This is a genomic window from Enterobacter sp. Y17, from assembly GCF_019730495.1.
Taxonomy (GTDB): Bacteria; Pseudomonadota; Gammaproteobacteria; order Enterobacterales; family Enterobacteriaceae; genus Enterobacter; species Enterobacter asburiae_B.
Genome location: NZ_JAASKP010000002.1, coordinates 375,895 through 393,021 on the forward strand (window position 1 = coordinate 375,895; position 17,127 = coordinate 393,021).

15 protein-coding genes and 1 pseudogene are annotated in these 17,127 nt (G+C 55.1%); 15 read left to right on the forward strand and 1 reads right to left on the reverse strand.

What is annotated here, in order from left to right:
- The first annotated feature begins 46 nt into the window (after positions 1–46).
- From HCH49_RS16155 to HCH49_RS16210, 13 genes are all read left to right on the forward strand, one after another.
- On the forward strand, positions 47–232 hold the full coding sequence (locus tag HCH49_RS16155) for a hypothetical protein (RefSeq protein ID WP_025203984.1): 186 nt from the start codon (positions 47–49) through the stop codon (positions 230–232).
- A gap of 19 nt (positions 233–251) precedes the next feature.
- Entirely contained in the window at positions 252–419 is a 168-nt protein-coding gene (locus HCH49_RS16160; protein ID WP_167853599.1) for a hypothetical protein, read from the forward strand.
- A gap of 53 nt (positions 420–472) precedes the next feature.
- The gene (locus HCH49_RS16165; RefSeq protein ID WP_050860342.1) at positions 473–1,096 is read left to right on the forward strand and encodes a helix-turn-helix domain-containing protein; all 624 of its coding nucleotides are present in this window, start codon (positions 473–475) and stop codon (positions 1,094–1,096) included.
- Positions 1,097–1,108: 12 nt separating this feature from the next.
- Positions 1,109–1,390 (forward strand): hypothetical protein, encoded by a 282-nt coding sequence (locus HCH49_RS16170; protein WP_159515426.1) that lies wholly within the window; start codon positions 1,109–1,111, stop codon positions 1,388–1,390.
- A 108-nt stretch (positions 1,391–1,498) separates the two neighbouring features.
- Positions 1,499–1,882: a hypothetical protein gene (locus HCH49_RS16175; protein ID WP_072095013.1), complete on the forward strand. Its 384-nt coding sequence runs from the start codon at positions 1,499–1,501 to the stop codon at positions 1,880–1,882.
- On the forward strand, positions 1,875–2,150 hold the full coding sequence (locus HCH49_RS16180; RefSeq protein ID WP_221702991.1) for a hypothetical protein: 276 nt from the start codon (positions 1,875–1,877) through the stop codon (positions 2,148–2,150). The genes HCH49_RS16175 and HCH49_RS16180 overlap by 8 nt, the downstream gene beginning before the upstream one ends.
- Before the next feature lie 788 nt (positions 2,151–2,938).
- A complete protein-coding gene (locus HCH49_RS16185; protein ID WP_025203989.1) occupies positions 2,939–3,163 on the forward strand; it encodes a hypothetical protein in 225 nt (74 codons plus the stop codon).
- Positions 3,160–3,528 (forward strand): hypothetical protein, encoded by a 369-nt coding sequence (locus HCH49_RS16190; protein WP_025203990.1) that lies wholly within the window; start codon positions 3,160–3,162, stop codon positions 3,526–3,528. The genes HCH49_RS16185 and HCH49_RS16190 overlap by 4 nt, the downstream gene beginning before the upstream one ends.
- A gap of 21 nt (positions 3,529–3,549) precedes the next feature.
- Positions 3,550–4,581 carry a major capsid protein gene (locus tag HCH49_RS16195; protein ID WP_050860338.1) on the forward strand — a complete coding sequence of 344 codons (1,032 nt, stop codon included), beginning with the start codon at positions 3,550–3,552 and terminating at the stop codon, positions 4,579–4,581.
- Between the two features lie 121 nt (positions 4,582–4,702).
- Positions 4,703–4,894, forward strand: coding sequence for a hypothetical protein (locus HCH49_RS16200; protein WP_025203992.1), 192 nt, complete (start codon positions 4,703–4,705; stop codon positions 4,892–4,894).
- On the forward strand, positions 4,894–6,741 hold the full coding sequence (locus HCH49_RS16205) for a hypothetical protein (RefSeq protein WP_050860337.1): 1,848 nt from the start codon (positions 4,894–4,896) through the stop codon (positions 6,739–6,741). Before HCH49_RS16200 ends, HCH49_RS16205 begins: the two co-directional genes overlap by 1 nt.
- A gap of 146 nt (positions 6,742–6,887) precedes the next feature.
- Positions 6,888–7,016 carry a hypothetical protein gene (locus HCH49_RS22250; RefSeq protein WP_023294885.1) on the forward strand — a complete coding sequence of 43 codons (129 nt, stop codon included), beginning with the start codon at positions 6,888–6,890 and terminating at the stop codon, positions 7,014–7,016.
- A 54-nt stretch (positions 7,017–7,070) separates the two neighbouring features.
- Positions 7,071–7,349 (forward strand): hypothetical protein, encoded by a 279-nt coding sequence (locus HCH49_RS16210; protein WP_050860336.1) that lies wholly within the window; start codon positions 7,071–7,073, stop codon positions 7,347–7,349.
- A gap of 63 nt (positions 7,350–7,412) precedes the next feature.
- Here the strand turns inward: HCH49_RS16210 and HCH49_RS16215 are convergent, their stop codons facing one another.
- Positions 7,413–8,603: a site-specific integrase gene (locus HCH49_RS16215; RefSeq protein WP_221702992.1), complete on the reverse strand. Its 1,191-nt coding sequence runs from the start codon at positions 8,601–8,603 to the stop codon at positions 7,413–7,415.
- Positions 8,604–9,122: 519 nt separating this feature from the next.
- Between HCH49_RS16215 and HCH49_RS16220 the strand changes: the two genes are divergently transcribed.
- A complete protein-coding gene (locus HCH49_RS16220; RefSeq protein WP_221702993.1) occupies positions 9,123–10,787 on the forward strand; it encodes a ShlB/FhaC/HecB family hemolysin secretion/activation protein in 1,665 nt (554 codons plus the stop codon).
- Positions 10,788–10,801: 14 nt separating this feature from the next.
- Positions 10,802–17,127: pseudogene (gene cdiA, locus HCH49_RS16225) on the forward strand (contact-dependent inhibition toxin CdiA); the annotation flags it as partial.

The window sequence follows — 17,127 nt, forward strand, 5'->3', positions numbered from 1 at the left end:
CGTCAGGTTTGCGAGGTGTTTTATTTTATATTTGAAAAGGACATTAATGAAATACTTCGATATTGATACTACTGTGCTGTCCCTCATTAAAGGGGAAGTGACACGCCACCAGATTAAATCACTACGTAACTCTAATCGTAAGCAGGGCTATTCAGAACGCGCCGAGTTTTTCACGGAAGTGCTACGCCGCTTCGATTTAATCAGAAACGCGACAAAAGAAACCAACGAATAAAGAATAAGGAGAAAATCACATGAGCGACATTATAAACGCGAAGAAACAACCACGCACTTGCCTACACATTCCCGATGAAACTTTCCAAGCCTTATTTAAAGAGGCAAGAAGCAGGAGAATGACTGTTACAGACTATATCCTTGACGTTCTGAATAAAGAGGCAACCAATCTTAACAAGGGCAAGTGATCCCATTATCACCATAGTAGCGCCGTGAGCGCGATTACATAGAAGGATATTTAATGACAAAACAGATTACGCCATTTCTGATGGTAGATTATGAACTACTTGAAATCACAACCGTAGAAGTTAACGGCGAAACAAAAGAAGTAAAACTCCACCACAAGATTGTATATTCCTACCTCAAGAGCCTATCCGGTACGTTCAAACAGGTGACACCTTCTTTAACTGGTATAGGTAAGCGATTGGGACTCGGTACAGATCAAACTGTGCGCCGTCATATTAAAGACCTTGTTTCTTTTGGATGGCTACATGTGAAAGAGCGTCCAGGGTGTACAAGTATCTTCACCGTTCTACCGTATGCACCAGAAACGAAGCCAGAAGCCTTAGAAGAAGTGCCACTGCCGACAATGACCAAAGTTATAGAGGAAGCTATTATCATGCCTGAGAGCGTCCCTGAAAGCGTTACAGCGGATAAAGCGTCGCCTCGCATCCGTACTTCTGACGCAGTGAAACACCTGTTTGAAAATCTGCAACAACGACGAGAGGACGAGAGTTTTTATTCTTGGTCATCAAGAGTGCTTCAACGAATCGGAATAGATCATTCAATGGGAATAGAACAACTATTTCAGGAAACTCACGCGTATGAATACCACCAGATTGAACAATCAACGATACCATTTTAACCAGGAGACACATTGAACAAGCTATACCTACTGAACGAATCTACACATCATCAAATCGAATGTAACACCATTTGCCAACGTCTTTATCAACACCTTGCATCTCTAATACGTGAACACGGAAAGATCCGTTCCACGGTGAAACATATTGCTGATGGTGTAGGAATAAGTGAGAGCGGGGCGCGGTATTGGTTATTAATAATGAAAGATGCAGCGGTTATTACAATGGAACGCCACGGCAAGTATTACGACATTACCGTAAACGAAGCGGTGAGCTTCATTACGACAACCAACTAAGAAACAATACGGGAAACTTTTATGATCATCGCTATCTATTGGCTGTTTGCATTTTACGCAGTATGGACATTAACGAGAAAACACGGAAGTTTCCCTCTACGAGGATAAATGAGTACAAGACAAAGAAACAACTTAGTGCGTATTGAGAAAGCAGCACGAGCCAGCAAACGTAAATACAGCCGTCAGTTGAAAGAACATGCAACTGAATCCATCCCTGGGGAGTGGATCACCGAAATAATAGAATACCCTGCAACGGTGCCAACCGGATCAGAGTTTGAACTATTGCAGGATGTTTTAGCCTCTTCGGATAACGTCTTCTATAAACCACGCCGCCGCCGTGAATACCGTGTTGATTCATCGAACCTTAAGAAGTGGCAGTTATACGCAGAAAACTATATTGACTGGCGGGAATATATCCGCACTAACGGGCTATCCCACCACACACAAGACTTTGACATTCTCTTTGACGATAAGGAAATCACACATGACTAATACATACAGCACCATTGAAACTATGATTCTGAATTTTGAAGATGATTGGCATCTGCCAACATTGTCTTTAGTGAATCAGGCGCATGTATCAGGAACGCCCTCCGCGCTCTTGGAAGCGGTGCAACACACTGAACAGGCAATCACCGCCCTTGAACATCTGCAAACGTCTGTAGCTCGTTTGGTGCAGCGTGACGGCAGTACGATCACACCAGAAGAAGCCTGGCGTGTAGCTAATGACCTTGAAGAGCTGGCTTGCAGCCTCCAGTAGATCACCGCTGAACTGGGAGAGCTTAGCCTCGACATTGCCAAGGTTTATGGCATGATTCATTATGAATAAATATTCACTAATTTTGCATAAAGCGCTTGACATGTGCATAACTTTTATGTTACTATGTAAGTATAGGGTAAGTATTCGAATCACTTCCCCCTCGTTTGAAAATGCGACTTGCAAACATTATCCCATAGTGTGAGCACTCCGAGAGCATCATTCCCATAGATGGTGCTTTCTTCTCTATTAGCTCTTTAGAGCTTCCCCTGAAAACTTCTGGTTGTTTTCTTCTTTGTTTAGTTCCGAAGGAATGCGCGGGATATAATGCCTTGTTGTGTTGGCATTATATGCACTCACCCGCGCATCTCCATTTAATATGGAATAGACGTTTTCAGAGGGAGCTTTTTAAGCTTCCAGCTATCTATTAGAACATAGGTAGTGTCAGACTGAACATATTTAAAGAGATTCTTTGGATGGTTTAGCTGGTATTCTATTAATGCACCCACGAACGTGCAACTAAATAGATAATGTAATGAATATCTGTTACGGCCAGCGTGAAGGGCTTCACGTGTAGCAGATGCAAAGTACCCCCGATCTTTTTAAATCTCCTAAGATAATAAAACGGGGGTTCTTTTTATTAGATAGTATTCTTAACTTCATTATCCATTCTAATGAAATGAAGTTACAAATGCTTTTTAATAAGGGCATACTCTCCAGGGGCTTAATGGCCCCTTTTCTGTTACGCCTTAAGTGTAACAAATAAGTTAATGCAACGCGAGGAAACGATAATGTTTCTATTAAATAACAAATCGCGTGTACTCAAATATAAAAATGATGTTCTCACTGTCAATCATCAAATGATTGAGATGGTGGCTCAGTATGCAGGTTGTTCGGTTGATGAAGTGATCAAAGCGATGGATATGTATTTTCCTGATGAATCACAAAAACAAGAAACAACTATTCAGGATTTGATTGCACGTAAAGTACAGGAAAGGAAATCAACCAAACAATGATTATTGAACTTGATACGCTGTTCCCACAGCGAAAATCTCTAACAGATCTGGTTAGTTATTCAACTGACCATTTTGCCTCTGTGGAAAGCAAGGTATTTGCCACTCTTCCTACTGATGTTGAATGCGGGGATGTTATTACATCCTCCGGTGCTCTTTATCAATCTGGTGCTGATGCTTTTATCGTGGTGTCTGAATATGTCACTGCTGGCTCTAATAAAGCTGTAAACGTCCTACGCTCTCCGGCGCGTGGCTCTCTTGTCTGTATCAAATCAGACAACCTCAAAGCTGCTGATGGCGCACATGCTGCCGCTGTAGCTGCTCTGGCGGCTCAAGGCTTCCAGATGCGTGAGTTTTTCACCAGTTAATCAAGGAAGGAAAATAATAACATGGCTATTTTAGGTCAAAACTTCGTGGATCTGAGTCCACTATTCAATCTGAATCCAACACGTAACTCTCTGCTGGCTTCGCTGGGGCTGTTCGATGGTGTGGGCGTTTCTTCTCATAAAGTGGCGGTTAGCCGTCTGGTGGAAGATAACCATTCTCTATACAACGAACCTACTGCAAGGTTCTCCAGCGAGCATAACGTGACAGCACGACAGAACGGGAAAGAATATCTTATCGAGCTTCCATATTTTCTACGTGAAGATCAGATCACTCCGGCAGATATTCAGGGCAAGCGTAAACCTGGAACAGACGTACAAGAAACCCTTACTGATGTATATGCTGCATTTACTCAGAAGCACAGTGTAGCGTTTATGCGTACTCGTGAAAGTTACCTCGCTCGTTGTCTATTCTCCGGTACTGTTCACACTCCGAAAACTGATGATGTGCTGATCGACTTTGGTGCTCTTTTCGGTGTAACTCCAATGAACACCACACTTAATCTGACTGCTACAGATAGCAGCACCTTACGTGCTATAGACGACATGGTGAGCCAAATCAGTGAGGCGGCTCAAGGTATGGCTGCACAGGTAGAGCGAATCATTGTATTTGCTAAAGGTGATTTCTACAGCAATCTTCGCTTCTCGCCAGCGATGGAAGCGGCTTTCCGCTATGTTAGCCCACTTGATGAAAGCAACGTTGTATATCAGCGCCGTGATCTCCTGCCAGGTATTAGCACTTTCAGCATTCCAGGTTCTAACGTCGATGTGGTGAAAGTCACTGATCCGCTTCTACTCGCACAGATGGGAGATGCTGATGCTATCGCTATTCCACAGTTTGCTACTGGTTCGATGGTTTATCAGAACATCTATGGTGCACCATCAAGTTCATTTGAGCTTCTGGATGCAGCGGCAGCAGAAACGTATAGCTGGAGTTACGAGAGCGAACGCGGCGATGTGGTTAATGTGATTTCAGAGAACAGTTCTCTGCCTGTTAACCATGGGCTGGGCTTCTCTGTACATATCACAGCAGCTTAATGAGTGAAGCGGGAGCCTGACCCGCTGGAATAATCAGGCTTTTGAATAGGGCGTGTGAACGTTGGGAACATCTCCCCAGTGTTCCCGCCCTTTTTTATTTCCAGAATAATGAGGAAAGATAATGCAAGTGATTTTAAAAAGCGCGGGGCTTCACCTCGCCGTAAATGCTGAAACAGCAGAAGAGTTATTGAACTTGGCGGGGGTGTGTCGTGTGCTTGAAATAGATCACGGTCATCTGCGTCAGTTATTACACCGTGGGCGTAGTGTATCTGAGGCACTCAACTACCTGGTGAGTAAGAAAGGCGGTGAATAATGCTTGATCTGAATGTTAGCACCCTAAAAAATACAGTCACCTTCGTTGTGGACAAGCAAAGTATTGCAGAGGCCAAGGCCGCAGCGGATAACCTTCAAAAGCACTTCCAGAAAATAGCCGATCCCAAGATTCGCTTCCAGGATCTGAAGCAGCGCAGACAGAAAGCCCGTCAACAAGCCGATGATGCACGTTTTAATGATAAACCTCGTGATACAAAGGAAATGAAAGCCCAGCGAGCAGCAGAGAAGCAGAAAGCGAGAGATGAAAGGGCCAACCTGAGAGCGCAGCAGCAGATTCAGAAACGCCAGGAAACCGCTGAGCTTAAACTTCGTCATGCAGGGCTGCAAATCTCTGGGATTAAAGGTAAATACGGGCTTGATGCTAAGCAACAGTATGAGGCCTTGCATTTCATCCAGAAGCAAACAGAAGCTTTTGCTCAAGGTAACATCACAAGCCAGCGAATGAACGCCTCTATTCGTGAGCGTGTAACCCTATTACGCAGAGAAGCCGCACAACAAGCGAAGGTGACACAGGCACAGCGCACACAGTATGCAGCGACAGCGGAGAAGCTCAGATCTCCTAAAGCAACCCATTCTCCAATGATGGGTGGCATGTTAGGGAGTGCAGTATTAGCCGCTGGTTCGATGGGGGTTGGTCAACGCATTATTGATAAAGGTAATGAAAACCTCGAACTGGTGAGAATGAGTGAACGTGTTAGAACCAATCCGAATGTAATCAAAGCTATGGTGGCATGGGGGCAACAAAACGGTGTTGACTCTGCTAACGTGGATAAAGCCACAGACAATATGAAGGATGTGCGTGAACGTTTAGCTAATACTGTTACAAACGCATCTTTAGATCCTAAAAGTGGTAAATGGAGAGGTGGTGATGGTGGTGTTAACACTATTATGAATCAGTTTGGATGGAATAAAGCTGACATTAGCAAATACCAGGATAACCCTATTGATTTTATTCAGTCTACTGTTAACGAGGGGCAGCGTAGAGGGATGAGCCAGGCGCAGATCGGTAATCTGATCGAGAGTTTAGGTGATGACCTGATGCACTACACCGATATGTTCATGAATAACGGCGAACAGTTTACAAGCACTCTTAAGAAACTTGTCGAAAGTGGTCAAACTCTTAACGATGAGCAAATAAGGCAAACTCTTGCATATGGTGACCTGAGTGTAGCGATGGGTAATCTCATTAATGGAGTAGACAATCAGTTATTTACAGGCTTTATGAAAGGCTTCGCTGATAGTGGTGATGAGCTTGTGAAAAATACACAGGCAATCAATCAGAGTGCAGGGCTATTAGGTGAGGGATTAGGTAATCTGGCATCTCAGATGACAGGATTTGTTTCTGAAATCTCCGGTGTAGTGTCCGATCTGAATTCTGGGCTTCGCGCTCGTTTCCCTGAATGGTTTGCTGAAAAAGATAAACCAGCGGCCCAGGCTCTCTATGATGGTGCTGTTACAGGCTCTGCCAATGATGCTGCGCAGTGGATCGCTGATAAGACGGGCTTCGATACCCGTTCAGTGGCTCCAGCTATCAAAGATTGGCTGGGCTTCGGTAATCAGCAAGCAGGAACAGCGGCAAGTGGTTACGACCTGAATGGTGAGGCATTACGTAATAGTGCAATGTCGCTCAATAGCGCCAATGTGCCAGCTTACAATCTGAGTCCAATATTCAATCTAACAGTTGAGCCTACCGTACCTCTAACTATTCAAAGTGACACCTCACGCCTTGCTGATTATGTTGATTTCCAGGCTAAAGCAAGTCAGGCAAGCTTTATGCAGAGCTTAACTCTACAAGTGAGTAGCGGTCAGTCATCGACTGGGGGATGATAGAAAGTACCACTTCGCTATATGTTGTATGATGTTTTGTGATCTATGTGTATATATTGTGTTCTTTTCATTGACGCCGCTTCGCTTATTACCTACTCTTAAAAAGGTTAAGTAGTTCTATCCTTCATTTTAGATGAGGTGTTTTCATGCCTAAACAAAAGGTAGTTCGTGATGCGGGTACTGGTCAGTTTGTAAAGCCGGAAGAGGCAAAGAAACGTCCAGGGACAACTGTTACGGAAACTGTAAAAATCCCCCCTAAAAAAGGGAAAAAGTAAAAACATCTCAAAGCGCTCATTAGTAGCGCTTTTTCTATCTTTGGAGAAGATTAAATGGCTAATAATCTGTTTGTCACCTACGACCTTATAAAAACAAAAGATTATCCCGCTGTGCATGAAGCTATCAAGGCATTAGGCAACTGGGCAAAAGTCACAGAGTCTAACTGGTATGTGGATTCGCATTTCTCTGCTGAACAAGCTGCGCAAAGAGTAAGATCTGCAATGGATAATGATGATAAGTTGATTGTTGTTAATGCTTCTAATAACCAGTTTTATGGATACAATATCGATCCTCAAGTTTTAAAGTTTATGCAGGATCATTGGTATAAATAAACTTTCTTTTGTTTTTGCATAAACAGATACAAGGCGGTGTAATACCGCCTCTCCTCAGTGTTATCATGATGATAAAAAGTATTGATAACTGACTAACTCCACATATTCCGATAGTTCATGCATCCCCGCGCCTCTGCTGTATGTCCTGAACGCCTCTGTTTTAGCCTTTTGCTCAGTGTGTCCGGTGATACTGCCTATTCTTGTTTCCTGCACTCCTGCACGGTCTAAGCATGTAATGAACATCCCGCGCAAGCTGTGGAAGCATTGACGATCTGTAGCGGTAGGCAAAACCTTGTCACGCAGCCTTGTGAAGTTTTGAGAGTAGTACGGCCCTTTCTTACCATCCTTCCTGTTTATCTTGTTAGCGTGTGGGAATAGGTATTCGCCGTAACTGTGTCTCAGGTATTCATCGACAATCGCAGAAAGTCGGGAGTGAATCGGCACATGCCTGATCCCCGCTTTCGTCTTTGACTTCGAGATGTAGAAACACCGTACCCCTTCCACCGTCTGGATCTCTGATTTCTTAAGGCTTGCCAGTTCATCAAGGCGGCATCCTGAATACAGACCCATAATGATGATGTTCCTGATCTCCGGCTCTGCTGCATTAAGTAGCTTTTGCATCTGGTCAGGCTCAAATGGTTCATAGCTAACAATGCTGGCTCGTGCTTCAAGGTTGTGACCGTGAAATGGGTTATCTGGTGTTATGTCGTCGTAACTCCTCCGGGCATACTCGTACAGACTTCCCAAGCATGTTAGCCAGTTCTGCACGGTTTGAGGGGCTTTCTTGTCCTGCTGATTGATGAACATTGCCACTTGTGAGCGTCTGATCTCCGTGATCTGAATGTCTGCACGGTCAAGCGAAGTAAGAAACACCTCTACGGCACGAGCTGATTTAGCGAGAGTGGAGAATGAGCGCTTCTCACGGTATTTGTCAGCGTATTGATCACGGATAGTGGTTAACGTTGGCACTGTCTGGTGTGGGGCGCGTAGCGTGGTTTGCTTATGTAATCCGGCTATGGCGTTTTGTATGCGCCGTTCCTCCGTGTTTGGGGAATACTGTTCCTTAAGTGTCTTCCACTCGATGAGCATGTGATTACGGAAGTGTTTAGCGGCGGCAAGGTCTTTGGTTCCCGTCGATTTCCGGTACAGGCGTTTCCCGCCGAAAATGTGCCGCATGTACACCGGAATGAAGATCTGAAACATCCAGACCCCTTCCGAAGTTGGATAAAGATAAGATTGGCCCTTGATAGACATGAGAAAGATCCTCTAAAATCTCCGCTATCAACTACCAATGTTGAGATCTTTCGCGGTTCTTGGGGGGTTCTGTTCGATTCCCTTCGCCCGCTCCAGCTTTTCCTGATGTTATCTTCCTTTGCCTGTTTTTATCCTGTCCACGCTTTCCCATACAGATATCGTCATGCTGTTGATTGATAACTTCAAAGACGTTATCGCGCGAGCCCCGATATTCAGCACTGAAATATCAGACTCCATCAGAGTTTGCAGCACGATGAGTGTAACGGGTAATTTAATCAGCACTACTCGCTGACGTTTACATCTCATTATTGGGAAGGTTAGTTAATATTTTGTGAAAGAAGGAACCATGATCGAATAATAAAGCTTTCAGAAACTACACTCTTCTTTATCACGGATTTTTTATTTTTTTAGACTTAACGCAAATATTACTACCAATTATAGTAGCCCTCTTTTTGAGACTATTCTCTATTGCGTCGGAGCTGGCATAATTAAGAAAACCAAAAAATATTATCCTTTTATATGCGCTATTACAGCAAAGCCGTCTTTTTTTGCTCGTTATTTTTTTGCTCTCTGAGCCATGCAGCCCCCCTTACTCCTGCTGACCGGGACACCGTGCGTCAGCAGCAGGAGGAACTGTTATTAAAGAACCAGCAACAGCGTGAAGAGCTGGAGCGGAGTATCCCTCGCCCGGCGCTTGACAGACCTCTGCCTGCAGCCGGCGCCGGGCCCTGCTTCACCATTGATACCATTACCCTCTCCGGCACGACCCTCATTTCCCCGAAAACGCAGCAGGCCCTGGTTGCGCCGTGGCAGGGCCGCTGTCTGGATATGGCGAAAATAACGGAGCTTCTCGCCCGTATTTCTGACTGGTATATCAGCCGGGGATATATCACCAGCCGCGCCTTTCTTACCGAGCAGGATCTCTCCGGCGGTCAGCTGAATATTGTGGTGCTGGAAGGACGGCTGGAAGCGATCCGTCTGGAAGGTGAAACGCCGCGCATGCTGAAAATGGCGTTTCCGGGACGGACAGGCGGTATCCTTAATTTACGCGATATCGAACAGGGGATGGAGCAAATTAACCGTTTGCGCGCCGAGCCGGTGCAGATTGAAATTCTGCCGGGAACGCAGGCCGGATATTCCATCGTTAATCTCACGGGCAAACCGGAATTTCCGTTAAGTGCATCCGTGAGCCTGGATAATAGCGGGCAGAAGAGCACCGGTGAAAACCAGCTGAGCGGCGTGCTCACCGCCAATAATATGCTGGGGCTGGCGGATAAATGGTTTGTCAGCGGCGGGCGCAGCAGCGATTTTGCCAGCGCGTACGATGCGCAGAATTTCCAGGCGGGCGTCAGCGTGCCGTCTGGCTACGGCCTGCTGGACTACAGCTACGCCTGGAGTAACTACCGGACCACCATCAGTAACCAGGGGTTCAACTGGCTCTCCACGGGCGATACGAAAACCCACCGCCTTAACGCGTCCTGGGTGGTTTTCCGCAACGGGGAGGTCAAAACCGGCATTGCGGCGGGCGTGGTTCAGCGCTCCAGCCGCAACTGGCTTAACGACGCGCCGCTTAAGAGCAGCACGCGCAACCTCTCGAGCCTGGTCCTGGGAATTACCCACACGCAAAAAATGCTGGGCGGCGTGGCGACCTTCAACCCGACCTGGAGCCACGGCATGCCGTGGTTCAATGCCGAAACCGACGAAAATAAATCCGGGGATATGCCGCGGGCAGAGTTCCGCAAATGGAGCCTGAACGCCAGCTTCCAGCGTCCTGTCGCCCGTAACGCGTGGTGGCTGACCAGCGCCTACGGCCAGTGGTCGCCCGACCGGCTGTACGGCGCCGAGCGCCTGACGCTCGGCGGCGAAAGCTCCGTGCGCGGTTTTAAAGAGCAGTACCTGTCCGGGGATAACGGCGGCTACTGGCGTAACGAGCTGGGGTATTCCCTCTTCACCCTCCCGGTGATTGGCGCGGTAAGCGCAACGGTCGCCGTTGACGGCGGCTGGCTGGAAAAAGACCGTCAGGACCGCTTTGCCTCCGGCACGCTGTGGGGCGGTTCGGTGGGGCTGAGCAGCGCAGGACGCGGGTACAGCAGCCAGATTTCGGTCGGTACGCCGCTGCGCTACCCCGACTGGCTCGGCCCGGATCATGTGAGCGTTAACTGGCGCATTGCCTTCATGCTTTAAGAGACTCTACGACTATGGATACCCGTCACCCACCCGTTCGTTTCTCGCAGCGTCTGATCAGCTGGATTGTCTGCGGCCTGATGGTCTGGCAGCCGGTGGCACCCGCCGTCGCGGCGGCGCTTACGCCGGCCGGGCAGACCACGGTCGACCGGGCCGGGAACGGGGTGCCGGTCGTCAACATCGCCACCCCGAACGGGGCGGGTATCTCGCATAACCAGTTCGGCGAGTATAACGTCGGCAGCGAGGGGCTTATCCTCAACAACGGCACGGACCGCTTAACCCGGACGCAGCTCGGCGGGCTTATCCAGAACAACCCCAACCTGCAGGCCGGGCGGGAAGCGACAGGCATCATCAACGAAGTCACGGGCGCCAGCCGCTCGCAGCTGCAGGGCTACACGGAAGTCGCCGGTAAGGCGGCAAACGTCATGGTGGCCAACCCGTACGGCATTACCTGTAACGGGTGCGGATTTATCAACACCCCGAACGTCACCCTGACCACCGGCAAGCCGCAGTTTGACGCCAGCGGTAACCTGCTGGCGCTGGAGGTAACGAAAGGGGCCATCACGGTTGAAGGCCAGGGGCTGGACGCCAGCAAGAGCGACGCGCTGTCGCTGATTGCGCGCGCAACGGAAGTGAACGCCGCGATACATGCGAACGACCTGACGGTGACCGCAGGGGCGAACCGCGTGGGCGCCGGCGGCAGCGTCAGGCCAATTGCCGGCGAGGGCGCCGCGCCCGTGGTGGCGGTGGATACCGGCGCGCTCGGCGGGATGTATGCGAACCGTATCCGCCTGGTCTCCAGCGAGGCGGGCGTCGGGGTGAACCTCGGCAACCTCACCGCGCGCCAGGGCGACATTCAGCTGGATGCGGGCGGGAAACTGACGGTCAGGAACAGCCTTGCCAGCGGCTCTATTAGCGCGAAGGGCGCGGGAGTGGCCCTCAGCGGCAGCCATCAGGCAGGGGGCGCGCTGAACGTGGCCAGCTCGCAGGATATGGAGCTCAGTAACAGCACGCTCGCCAGCCAGGGCGACATGCGCCTTTCCGCGGCGGGGAAAGTGCAGATGACGGGCGGCGGGACAAACAGCGCGGGCGCGCTGGCGGTCAGCAGCGGGCAGGCGATGACGCTCAGCAATACCTCCCTTATCTCCCGCGGCGCGGCGACGCTGGACAGTCAGGACACCCTGACCGTCAACGGCGGCGGCGTGTCGGCACAGGGCGGGGCGCTGACCGTCGCGGGCGGGCAGGGAGTGGCACTTTCGGATGCCACGCTGACGGGCCAGGGCGACACCACGCTGTCCACCGGCGGCAGCCTGACGCAGCGCGGCGGCAGCGTCACCGGCAGGGGCGCGCTCAGCGTGGCGGCCGGGAAGGATATCACCCTGACGAATACCCGCAGCGGAAGCGATACCCGCGCGACGCTCAGCAGCGGCGGCACGCTGTCATCCACGGGCAGTGCGGTCTCGGCAGGGGAGAGCCTGGCGCTGAGCGGCGGGCAGCTGGTGCTGGACGGCCAGAGCCGGGCCGATGCCGCGGCCGATATCCGCCTGACGGGCAGCACCGTCAGTAATCAGGGGCAGGTGAATGCGGGGCGCGACATTGCGCTCTCCGGCGACAGGGTGTCCAGCAGCGGCCTGCTGGCGGCGAAAGGCCGTCTGGACGTGAATGCCGGAGAGCTGACGAACGGCGGCACGGCGCAGGGCAGCGACGTCACCCTGAAGGGGCAGACGGTGACCAACAGCGGCACCCTGCAGAGCGCCGGCAACCTGGCGTTAAGCGCCGTAACCCTGGCGCAGCGGGGCACGCTGAGCGCGAAGGGCAATGCGGACGTCACGGCGCAGCAGACCCTGCGTAACGACGGCAGCCTGCTGGCTGACGGCGCGATGAACGTGACCGCAGGCACGCTTGAGCAGAACGGCACCCTGTCCGGCGCGACGGCGCTGACGGCGCAGGCCGGCACCCTGACCAGCGGTCAGGCGTCCCGCACGACCAGCCAGGGCAATATACAGATTACCGCGACCCGCAGCGCCAGCCTGAACGGGCAGACGGATGCGGCGGGGGCGGTCACCGTCAGCGCCGGCGACCTGACCACCGGCCGGGACGCGCACCTGCAGAGCGGGCAGGGGCTCACCCTGCAGGCGCAGAACGCCGCGCTGAACGGCACCCAGGCGGCGAAAGGCGCCCTGTCGGTGACGGCGGGCACGATTGCGCATGCCGGGAAATCCACCGGTGACGCGCTGAGCTTTAACGCGACCGGCGACCTGACCAGCGGCGGGGAGCTCACCGCCGGCGCCATTACTCTCAGCGGACAGAACATCCTCCAGTCCGGCGCCGCAAAAGCGGACCGCATGACCCTGACGGCCCCCGGGCGCATCACCAGCAGCGGCTCGCTGGTTGCCGGTATCCTCTCCCTGGACGCTGCCTCGGTGGAGAACGGCGGGCTGCTGCAGGGGACCACCCTGCTCGGCCTGAAGACCGGGTCACTCACGAACCTTGCGGGCGGGTCGGTTTACAGCGCGCAGGATTTAACGCTGAACGTTCCGGTGCTGGCCAACGGCGGGCTTATCACCACCGACGGCACGCTGCGCATTAAAGGCGACACGCTGACCAACCAGGGTGAAATCAACGGCGTCAGCCTGAGCAGCGACTACCTCAGCCTGACCAGCAGCGGACGCCTGCTGGCGGACGACCGGCTCACCCTGAACGGCACTACTCTGGTTAACGCGGGCAGTATTGCCGCCGGCGACCTGCACATCACGGCGGACAGCCTGGAGAACCAGGGCACCGTCGAGGGGGACGCGGCCCTGACGCTCGGCGTGGCAGACCTCACTAACCGCGGCGCGCTGCGCAGCGGCGGAACGCTGACGCTTAACGGCGACACCCTTACCAGCAGCGGCGAGCTCAGCGCCACCGCGCTGCTGCTGAACCTGACCCGTCAGGTCAGCAACGAGGCGGGCGGCCGGGTGATTGCCCGGGACGGCCTGACGCTGACCGCCGCCAGCCTGACCAACAGCGGGCTGATGGCCGGTGCCGACGCGCAGCTTAACAGCGCGTCGGTGACCAACGGCGGCACGCTGCAGGGAACCCGTTCCCTGACGGCGACGGGGGCACAGCTCAGCAACCTGCAGGCGGGCATGCTGCTCTCCGGTGGCGCGCTCGGCCTGCACCACTCCACCCTGAACAACGCCGGGCTCATGCAGGGTAACACCCTGAACCTGGCCACCGGCGAGTGGATGAACACCGGTAACGCGCTGGGGGAAGCGGGCGTGACGGCGGCGGTGACCGGCGCGCTGACCAACAGCGGTAAGGTGCTCAGCCAGCAGGCGCTGGACGTTCAGGCCGGCAATACCGATAACCGGGGCCAGCTGCTGGCGAAAGTGCTGACCCTGCGGGGCGACCTGCAGAACAGCGGCCTGCTTCAGGGCAGCAGCACGCTGGCCTGGTCCGGCAACACCTTCGCGAACCAGACTCAGGGGCAGGTGACGGGCGGTGAGACCCTCACCCTGAGCGGACACACGCTGAGCAACGCGGGCAGCCTGCAGGGGCGCAGCGCCACGCTGGACGCCGCAGGCCTGAATAACCAGGGCAGCGTTCAGGCGCTGGACGCCCTGACGCTTGCCGCGACCGGCAGGCTGGACAACACGGGCGCCCTGCTCAGCCAGAACCTGTTCACGCTGACGGCGGCGCAGCTGTTTAACGACGGCCGGCTGGCGGGGAAAGCGCTGACGGTGAACGCCGCGCAGCTGACCAACACCGGCATGCTGCAGGGCAACGACACGCTGGCGCTGACCACCCGCACGCTGAGCAACGGCGCCACCGGGCAGCTGGTGAGCGGAAGCGGCCTGAATCTGTCCCTGGACACGCTCGATAACGCCGGTCTGCTGCTGGTGAACGGCGGGCTCACCCTCCGGGGCAGCGACCTGACCAACCGGGGCGATATTCAGGCGCAGGACCTGGATTTGGGGCTGGGCAACGCCCTGAGCAATACCGGGAACATCGTGGCCACCGGCGATGCCGCGCTTCACGCGACGACGCTGACCAGCAGCGGCACGGTGGCGGGCAGAACGCTGACCGCAGGCGCGACGGAGCTGCGCAACAGCGGCCTGATGCAGGGCAGCAGCGCGGTTAACGCCGCCGCTGACCGCTTTATCAACGCGCTGAACGGCAAATGGCTCTCCGGCGGCGGCTTCACGCTGACGGGCGGGCAGCTGACGAACGCCGGCACGCTGCAGGGCGCGACGCTGGACATGACCGGCACCACCCTGACCAGCAGCGGCACGGTGAACGGGCTGGCGGGGCTCAGCGGCACGCTCGGCGGGGCGTTAACCAATACCGGGCTGCTGCAGAGCGGCGGCGCAACCACCTTCACCGCGGACACCCTGGCGAACCCGGGGCGCATCACCGGCGGCACGCTCTCCCTGACCGCCCGCGAGATGAACAACGACGGCCTGATGCAGGGAACGAACGGCCTGGCGCTCACCGGCACCGCGCTGACCACGGGCGCGGCCTCGCGCACCCTCTCCGGCGGCATGCTGACGCTGGACGCAGGCCAGCTGGTTACGCAGGGCACGCTGCAGGGGAACGGCGCGGACATCCGCGCCACCGGCGACTGGACGCACGGCGGGTCCCTGCTCAGCCAGGGGGCGCTGACGGCCGCGACCGGCGGCACGCTGACCTCGTCCGGCTCGCTGATGAGCCAGGGGCGGGCGGATATCACCGCGCAGACGCTGGATAACCGCGGGCAGCTCCTCAGCGAAGGGGACGTGACGCTCGGCGGCAGCACCCTTAAAAACAGCGGCACCGTGCAGGGGAACACCCTCGCGCTGCGCCAGGACAGCATTAACAACCAGGGCACCCTGACCGGCCTGCAGAGCCTGACCGTTCAGGGGCAGCAGCGGCTGATGGCGCGCATGGCGATGGCCGCGCCGCAGCAGGCGCTGATTAACGGCGCTGGCGGCAGGCTTCTCACTCAGGGCGCGCTGACCATTGCCTCCGGGGCGGTGACCAACGCCGGCAGCTGGCAGGCGCAGAACATCCTGCTTAACGCGCAGTCGCTCAGCAACAGCGGCACGGTGCAGAGCGCCGACGGGCTGCAGATGACGCTGGCCGACACGCTCACCGGAACCACGGGCAGTAAGATTACCGCGCTGGGTGCGGCAACGCTGCAGGCCGCGACGCTGGTGAACCAGGGGCAGTGGGCGGCGAAAAACCTGACGCTGACCGGCGGCACGCTCAGCAACAGCGGCGCCATCAGCGGGGTGAATGGCCTGACCCTCAGCCAGACCGGCGCGGTCAGCCAGCAGTCGACCGGCACCCTGCTCTCCGGCGGGGCGCTGAACGTCACGGCGGCCTCCGTCACCAGCGACGGCAAAATGCAGGGGAGCACGCTCGGCATCACCACCGGGGCGCTCACCAACGGCGGACGTCTGCAGGGCGATAACGGCGCGACGCTGGCCCTCAGCGGCACGCTGACCAACAGCAGCGGGGGCGAAATCGTCAGCCGCGATGGCCTGACGCTGACCACGCCCGCGCTGTTTAACTACGGCCTGATTCAGGGCGGCGGCGAGACGCGCGTGACCGCCTCCTCGCAGGCGCGTAACGACGGCAGGCTGCTCTCCGGCGCGCGCCTGACGCTCGGCACGCCGCAGTTCACCGGCACCGGCTGGCTGCAGGCCACCGACCTGATACTCAATGCGGCAAACGCCACTAACGGCGGCACGTGGGTGGCCGACCGGGCCACGCTGACCGGCACCACCTTTGCCAGCCAGGGCACCACCCAGGCGGGACAGCTGACGGTTAACTACGGCCAGCTGAACAACAGCGGCACGCTGCTCGGCAACGCGCAGCTGAATATTGGCGCGGACCAGGTGACCCAGAGCGCGGGCGGCAGGCTGCTGAGCGGCGGCAACCTGTGGCTGCAGAGCCGGGGGCTGGACCTGACCGGCCAGCTGGTCTCCCTGGGGGACTTAACGCTGCAGCTGACGAACGCGTTTACCGGCCGGACCGCCGTGGCGGCAGGCCGGACCCTGACCATCAGCAGCGGCGGCGACATCGATAACCGCAGCGTGCTGCAGGGGCAGGCGGTTAACCTCAGCGCGGGCGGGCAGCTCAGCAACAACGGACAAATCACCACCGGCGGCGGCACCAGCACGCTCTCCGGCAGCAGCGTGGCGCTGAACGCCGCGGGCTCGGTGCAGGGCGGGGGCGACATCACCGTCGCCAGCCGGAGCAACATTACCGTCGACGGCTTCACCGGCACGCGCGGCTCGCTGACCCTGAGCGCGCCGGGCGCCATCGTCAACACCGCGCTGCTGTACGCGGCGAATAACCTGGCGCTGTTTGC

Bases quoted from the DNA above. Each gene is read 5' to 3' on its own strand.
- HCH49_RS16155 (WP_025203984.1), top strand. From the start codon at position 47: ATGAAATACTTCGATATTGATACTACTGTGCTGTCCCTCATTAAAGGG.
- HCH49_RS16160 (WP_167853599.1), top strand. From the start codon at position 252: ATGAGCGACATTATAAACGCGAAGAAACAACCACGCACTTGCCTACAC.
- HCH49_RS16165 (WP_050860342.1), top strand. From the start codon at position 473: ATGACAAAACAGATTACGCCATTTCTGATGGTAGATTATGAACTACTT.
- HCH49_RS16175 (WP_072095013.1), top strand. From the start codon at position 1,499: ATGAGTACAAGACAAAGAAACAACTTAGTGCGTATTGAGAAAGCAGCA.
- HCH49_RS16180 (WP_221702991.1), top strand. From the start codon at position 1,875: ATGACTAATACATACAGCACCATTGAAACTATGATTCTGAATTTTGAA.
- HCH49_RS16185 (WP_025203989.1), top strand. From the start codon at position 2,939: ATGTTTCTATTAAATAACAAATCGCGTGTACTCAAATATAAAAATGAT.
- HCH49_RS16190 (WP_025203990.1), top strand. From the start codon at position 3,160: ATGATTATTGAACTTGATACGCTGTTCCCACAGCGAAAATCTCTAACA.
- HCH49_RS16195 (WP_050860338.1), top strand. From the start codon at position 3,550: ATGGCTATTTTAGGTCAAAACTTCGTGGATCTGAGTCCACTATTCAAT.
- HCH49_RS16200 (WP_025203992.1), top strand. From the start codon at position 4,703: ATGCAAGTGATTTTAAAAAGCGCGGGGCTTCACCTCGCCGTAAATGCT.
- HCH49_RS16205 (WP_050860337.1), top strand. From the start codon at position 4,894: ATGCTTGATCTGAATGTTAGCACCCTAAAAAATACAGTCACCTTCGTT.
- HCH49_RS22250 (WP_023294885.1), top strand. From the start codon at position 6,888: ATGCCTAAACAAAAGGTAGTTCGTGATGCGGGTACTGGTCAGTTTGTA.
- HCH49_RS16210 (WP_050860336.1), top strand. From the start codon at position 7,071: ATGGCTAATAATCTGTTTGTCACCTACGACCTTATAAAAACAAAAGAT.
- HCH49_RS16215 (WP_221702992.1), bottom strand. From the start codon at position 8,603: ATGTCTATCAAGGGCCAATCTTATCTTTATCCAACTTCGGAAGGGGTC.
- HCH49_RS16220 (WP_221702993.1), top strand. From the start codon at position 9,123: ATGCGCTATTACAGCAAAGCCGTCTTTTTTTGCTCGTTATTTTTTTGC.